The organism is Arthrobacter sp. H41 (assembly GCF_000520535.1).
GTDB lineage: Bacteria > Actinomycetota > Actinomycetes > Actinomycetales > Micrococcaceae > Arthrobacter_D.
The window spans coordinates 4,607-9,756 of sequence record NZ_KI914836.1 but is presented as its reverse complement, the minus strand read 5'-3'; the positions used below and the strand labels follow the sequence as shown (position 1 = coordinate 9,756).

Below are 5,150 nucleotides of genomic sequence, written 5' to 3'. Positions count from 1 at the left end.
GATCATCATCGATCTGCTCATCGGTGACCGGGATCCGCAAATGATCCCGGAACGCCTTCAAATCCTCCAGCGTGAGCTTCTTCATCTGGTGGGTCGCGTTACGGCCCTCGAAGTGCGGTCCCAGACCGTAGCCCTTGACCGTCTTGGCCAGGATCACCGTGGGTTTGCCCGTGAACTCGGTCGCCGCCTTGTACGCGGCGTAGACCTTGCGGTAATCATGCCCGCCACGCTTGAGCTGCCAAATCTGCGCGTCGGTCAGATCCTCCACCAGGGCCTTGGTCTCGGGGGACTTCCCGAAGAAATGATCCCGCACGAACCCGCCCGACTCGGCCTTGTACGTCTGGTAGTCCCCGTCCGGGGTCTGGTTCATGATCTCCACCAGCGCCCCGTCACGGTCCCGGGCCAGCAGCTCATCCCACTCCCGGCCCCACACCACCTTGATCACGTTCCACCCCGCACCCCGGAAGAACGCCTCCAACTCCTGCATGATCTTCCCGTTACCGCGCACCGGCCCGTCCAGGCGCTGCAGGTTGCAATTGATCACGAAATTCAGGTTATCCAGGCCCTCATTCGCCGCCAACTGCAGCAACCCCCGCGATTCGGGCTCATCCATCTCCCCATCCCCCAGGAACGCCCACACCTGCTGCCCGGAGGTGTCCTTCAACCCGCGGTTGGCCAGATACCGGTTGGACTGCGCCTGATAGATCGCGTTCATCGGCCCGATGCCCATCGACACGGTCGGGAACTCCCAGAACTCCGGCATCAGCCGCGGATGAGGGTACGAGGACAACGCCGAGCCCTCCTTCGACTTTTCCTGCCGGAACCCGTTGAGGTCCTCCTCACTCAACCGGCCCTCCAGGAACGCCCGCGCATACATCCCCGGCGACGCATGACCCTGGAAAAAGACGTGATCCCCACCGCTGGGATGATCCTTGCCCTTGAAGAAATGGTTGTAGCCGACCTCATACAGGGTCGCCGCCCCCGCGTACGTGGAAATATGACCGCCCACCCCGATATCCGAGCGCTGCGCCCGGTGCACCATCACCGCGGCGTTCCACCGCATCCACGCACGATACTTCCGCTCGATCTCCTCATCCCCAGGAAACACGGGCTCCTGATCCGCCGGAATCGTATTCACATAATCCGTGGTCGTCACCATCGGCACACCCACCGACTGCGCACCCGCCCGCTGCAGCAGCGACCGCATAATGAACTGCGCCCGCTCCGTACCCTGGGACCGGATCAACGCATCAAGGGACTCGATCCACTCAGCAGTCTCCTCAGGATCACCATCCGGCTTACCCACCGTCAAACCACTCAGAACTGCCGGAACATCGTCGATGACGCTCACAAGGACCCCTCCAGAGGACGCGCTTACCTGTCACGAATACAAGATATTTCCGACAAGCGGAATTGTTATTTCATCTACAAGAAACAGTGAACGGGTTGCAGGTGGCGTATGTCAAAAAAATGTTGCTGCAGCCAGCATGACCTGCCCCTCCGGCAGTGCGCCGCTGAACGATTTCCATCCCCGAGGGCTCTCGAATTGTTCGATAATAGAACGCCTCGTGCTACTGTCACAGTCCAGTGGTGCATCGGCGCCTTCCGCATGCCTTTCCGGCAGCTGAGAGCCGTCAACTGAAAGCCGGCTGCCGCCGATAACCGGAATTCGATGAGAGGTAGCCATGCCAGCACAAGAGCCCCGGCCAGCGGCCTCTTCGCAGACGTTGTCGCGCGGGATCCAGATGCTCGAACTCCTGGCACGGCAGAGCGGGCCGACGACCATCGCGTCGGCTGCCGCCCAGTTGGGGGTCCACCGCTCCATCGCCTACCGCATTCTTCGGACCCTCGAAGACCATGACCTCGTGGAGCGCGATGCATCAGGGTTCCTGAGGCTCGGGGCAGGGCTGGCCGCACTCGCCCAGAATGTCGCGAAGGAACTCCAGACGGCAGCCCTTCCGGAACTGAACGCCGTGGCCAATGAACTCGGCATGACGGCCTTTCTCGTGGTCCTCGAGAAGGCCACGTGCATCACCTTGCAGAGCGCGGAACCACGCGACGGCATGGCCAACGTTGCACGAAAGCCGGGCTCACGCCATCAACTCGACGTGGGCGCGCCAGGCATCGCCATCCAGTCGGCATTAGACCACGCCGACCGCGAACTACTGCTGCCCGGCATCCCGCTGCGGTCCGAGGTGCTCGTGGCCCGATCCCGTGGTTACGCCACGAGCCGCAATGAAGTCATTGCGGGGCTCTCGGGGGTCTCGGTGCCGCTGAGAATCCCGGGTCAACGCCCCGGGGCGCTGGCGGTGGTGTATATCTCCAGCGCTATTCCCGAAGACGCCATCGCGGCAAGACTCAACAAGGGAGCCGCAGCCATTTCGGCGCAGCTCGCGTAGCGCGAGCCGCTCGCACCGGAGCGGGACGGCCGTCGTCGTCGGATCAGTGCTCCAGCCGGAATCCGATCTTGATGGTGACCTGCCAGTCCGCAACCTGGCCGTTCTCGAGGTGGCCGCGTATCTCCTTGACCTCGAACCAGTCGAGGTTGCGCAGGGTCTTGGATGCTTCGGCGATCCCGTTCCGAACTGCCGCGTCCACACCTTCATCCGACGTGCCGACGATTTCAGAAATGCTGTACGTGTGATTGGACAACTTCGCTCCTCGTGATCGCGTGTGCTCCCCGGTTGCGGGCCGTCAGGAAAGACTAGTCCCGCTCTCCCCCGGTGCGCCATCATCCGTTCGCCGATCCAAGGCCGGCTCCTCACCGGCCAGCCTGGCGAGTAGTTCGTCGAGCCTCTCATTCCCCTCGTTCACGCCGGACTCCATCCCACTTGCCGCCATGCCGTCGCGCGCCTCGACCGAGGGGTAGACGGCATGGGCCGAACAGCGCGTACGGCCGTTGCCCAGGTCCTCGAAGGTCATGGTCTCGATGCTGACCTGCCCGGGCGCGCCGGCGAACTCGAAGGTCTGGATGATGCGTTCCGGCTCCTGCACGGAGTGGAAGACACCACGGAAGGAGTAGGCAGTGCCGTCGTCGTCGCGGTGGACATAGGACCACGAACCGCCGTCGCGCGCATCGTAGTTCCCCAGCTCCATGACCAGGCGCCGCGGCCCGAGCCACTGCACCACGAGTTCCGGGTCGGTGTAGGCCCGGAAAACCAGCTCCCGCGGCGCGTCGTACTCGCGGACCATATCGATGAACGGCAGTCCTGGTTGGGCCGTGATGGTTGTGGGGTTGCTCATGATTCCTTCTCCTTGAGGATTTCGAGAACGGCGTCGAGGCGTCGGAACTGCTGCTCGGCGATCAGGCGCTGCCTGTCGATCCAGCCGGTCACTGCCTCGAGCGCCGCGGGGTCGAGGTGGCACGGACGGCGCTGGCCGTTCCGGGTGCGGGTGATCAGACCTGCTTGCTCCAGGACCTGGATGTGTTTCGACACGGCCTGCTTGGTGATGGGAAAGGGCTCTGCGAGCTCGTTCACCGTCGCCGGGCTACGGGACAGCTTGGCGATCAGTGCTCTCCGGACAGGATCGGCGAGCGCTGCGAATGCGGCATTGAGTTGTTCGTCCGTCCACTCCGATGTCATTTTCATCAACCTCTTACTTGATAAACCTTTCAGTTGATAATTAAACTCTAGAATCGACCGGGCCCGTCGTCAAGAGTTTCGCGGACGGGAACGCTTCCGGCCATCCGGCGGATGTCAAAGCCTGCTGGTACCTTCCACGGGAAGGTGCCGCGGAACTAGCGTTGGGCTATCCGGGTCCGCAGCGGCGCCAGCCGCCTTCGAGGGCCGTTCGAGTTCTACCGAAGGAGTTCGTGGGCATGAGTCAGCCGAAACAGCAGCAGGAGGTCCCCGGGATCCAGGCCCGGATGAACCCGGTTCCGGACTGTGGTGAACGAACCTACCGCGGCATGGGGAAGCTCGACGGCAAGGCAGCGGTCATCACCGGCGGTGACAGCGGGATCGGACGCGCCGTGGCCATCGCCTTCGCACGGGAGGGCGCCGATGTCCTGATTTCCTATCTCAACGAGGACGAGGATGCGAAAGAGACTGCCCGGTACGTCGAGGAGGCAGGACGGCGGGCAGTCTTGGTCAGTGGTGACCTTTCTGAGGCGGACCACTGCCGGGCCATCATCGATCGTGCAGTGCAGGAGTTCGGCAAGGTCGACGTCCTGGTGAGTAATGCCGCCTACCAGATGAACCACGAGTCCCTGGATGAGATCTCGGACGAGGAGTGGGATTACACGTTTCGGGTGAACGTCGGGGCCATGTTCCACCTCGTGAAGGCCGCAGTGCCGCACATGGCACCGGGCTCCTCGATCATCGGCAGCTCCTCGGTGAACTCCGACATGCCGAGTCCCACGCTCGCTCCCTACGCTGCCACCAAGGCCGCGATCGCCAATTTCTCGGCAAGCCTCGCGCAGCTGCTCGGCGAGAAGGGGATCCGAGTGAACAGCGTGGCTCCGGGCCCCATCTGGACGCCCCTCATACCGGCCACCATGCCCGAGGAGAAAGTGGAGTCCTTCGGCGACGACGTCCCCCTGGGAAGGGCAGGCCAGCCGGCCGAACTGGCGGCCACCTACGTCCTGCTCGCCTCCGACGACGGCAGCTACATCTCGGGAGCACGCATCGCCGTCACCGGTGGGCGGCCCGTTCTCTGAACTGCCGATCCAGATGGTGCGCCTGACGGGCGGGTTTCCCGCCGGGCGCACAATGGAGGTGTCTTGGACTCAACGGAGAGGACACACCATGCTCGATGCGCTGCGCAACGCCGTCGACGATCCGGCGCGGATCAGCACCCGGGCCATCGACCGCCACGCCAATGCCCATGATGCTTCGCACTTCCTGCTGATCCCCCGGGCTGTGGCCACTCCCCGCAACGCCGCCGAGGTGGGCCGGCTGCTGCAGGTCAGCGCGGCCCAGGGTGTGCCCCTCACGCTGCGCTCGGGTGGAACCAGCCTCAGCGGACAGGCGGAAACCGACGGCATCCTGGTCGATGTGCGCCGGCACTTCCGGGACATCGAGGTGCTCGACGGCGGCGCCCGCGTCCGGGTACAGCCCGGCGTCACGGTGCGGATGCTCAATACCCGGCTCGCGCGGTACGGACGGAAATTCGGACCCGATCCCGCCAGCGAGTCGGCCTGCACCATC

The 5,150-nt window shown here is 64.0% G+C and carries 6 protein-coding genes and 1 pseudogene; 3 read left to right on the top strand and 4 right to left on the bottom strand.

The annotated features are described in order from the left end of the window. Positions 1–1,351, bottom strand: a pseudogene (locus Y705_RS0115230) (pyruvate dehydrogenase (acetyl-transferring), homodimeric type); the annotation flags it as partial. A 334-nt stretch (positions 1,352–1,685) separates the two neighbouring features. On the opposite strand from Y705_RS0115230, the gene Y705_RS0115225 reads away from it, so the two are divergent. Continuing rightward, a complete protein-coding gene (locus Y705_RS0115225; protein WP_026533479.1) occupies positions 1,686–2,399 on the top strand; it encodes an IclR family transcriptional regulator in 714 nt (237 codons plus the stop codon). A gap of 43 nt (positions 2,400–2,442) precedes the next feature. Here Y705_RS0115225 and Y705_RS0115220 read toward each other — a convergent pair whose 3' ends face one another. The 3 genes from Y705_RS0115220 to Y705_RS0115210 are packed head-to-tail and all read right to left on the bottom strand — an operon-like array spanning position 2,443 to position 3,584. Beyond that, a complete protein-coding gene (locus Y705_RS0115220) occupies positions 2,443–2,652 on the bottom strand; it encodes a dodecin (protein WP_026533478.1) in 210 nt (69 codons plus the stop codon). A 42-nt stretch (positions 2,653–2,694) separates the two neighbouring features. Next, positions 2,695–3,243 carry an SRPBCC domain-containing protein gene (locus Y705_RS20505; RefSeq protein ID WP_081738105.1) on the bottom strand — a complete coding sequence of 183 codons (549 nt, stop codon included), beginning with the start codon at positions 3,241–3,243 and terminating at the stop codon, positions 2,695–2,697. After that, positions 3,240–3,584: an ArsR/SmtB family transcription factor gene (locus tag Y705_RS0115210; protein ID WP_026533477.1), complete on the bottom strand. Its 345-nt coding sequence runs from the start codon at positions 3,582–3,584 to the stop codon at positions 3,240–3,242. Before Y705_RS0115210 ends, Y705_RS20505 begins: the two co-directional genes overlap by 4 nt. A 236-nt stretch (positions 3,585–3,820) precedes the next feature. Between Y705_RS0115210 and Y705_RS0115205 the strand changes: the two genes are divergently transcribed. Continuing rightward, a complete protein-coding gene (locus tag Y705_RS0115205) occupies positions 3,821–4,660 on the top strand; it encodes a glucose 1-dehydrogenase (RefSeq protein ID WP_026533476.1) in 840 nt (279 codons plus the stop codon). 88 nt (positions 4,661–4,748) lie between these two features. Continuing rightward, the coding region (locus Y705_RS0115200) for an FAD-binding oxidoreductase (protein ID WP_026533475.1) at positions 4,749–5,150 on the top strand (402 nt) is incomplete at its 3' end.

Bases quoted from the DNA above. Each gene is read 5' to 3' on its own strand.
- Y705_RS0115225 (WP_026533479.1), top strand. From the start codon at position 1,686: ATGCCAGCACAAGAGCCCCGGCCAGCGGCCTCTTCGCAGACGTTGTCG.
- Y705_RS20505 (WP_081738105.1), bottom strand. From the start codon at position 3,243: ATGAGCAACCCCACAACCATCACGGCCCAACCAGGACTGCCGTTCATC.
- Y705_RS0115210 (WP_026533477.1), bottom strand. From the start codon at position 3,584: ATGACATCGGAGTGGACGGACGAACAACTCAATGCCGCATTCGCAGCG.
- Y705_RS0115205 (WP_026533476.1), top strand. From the start codon at position 3,821: ATGAGTCAGCCGAAACAGCAGCAGGAGGTCCCCGGGATCCAGGCCCGG.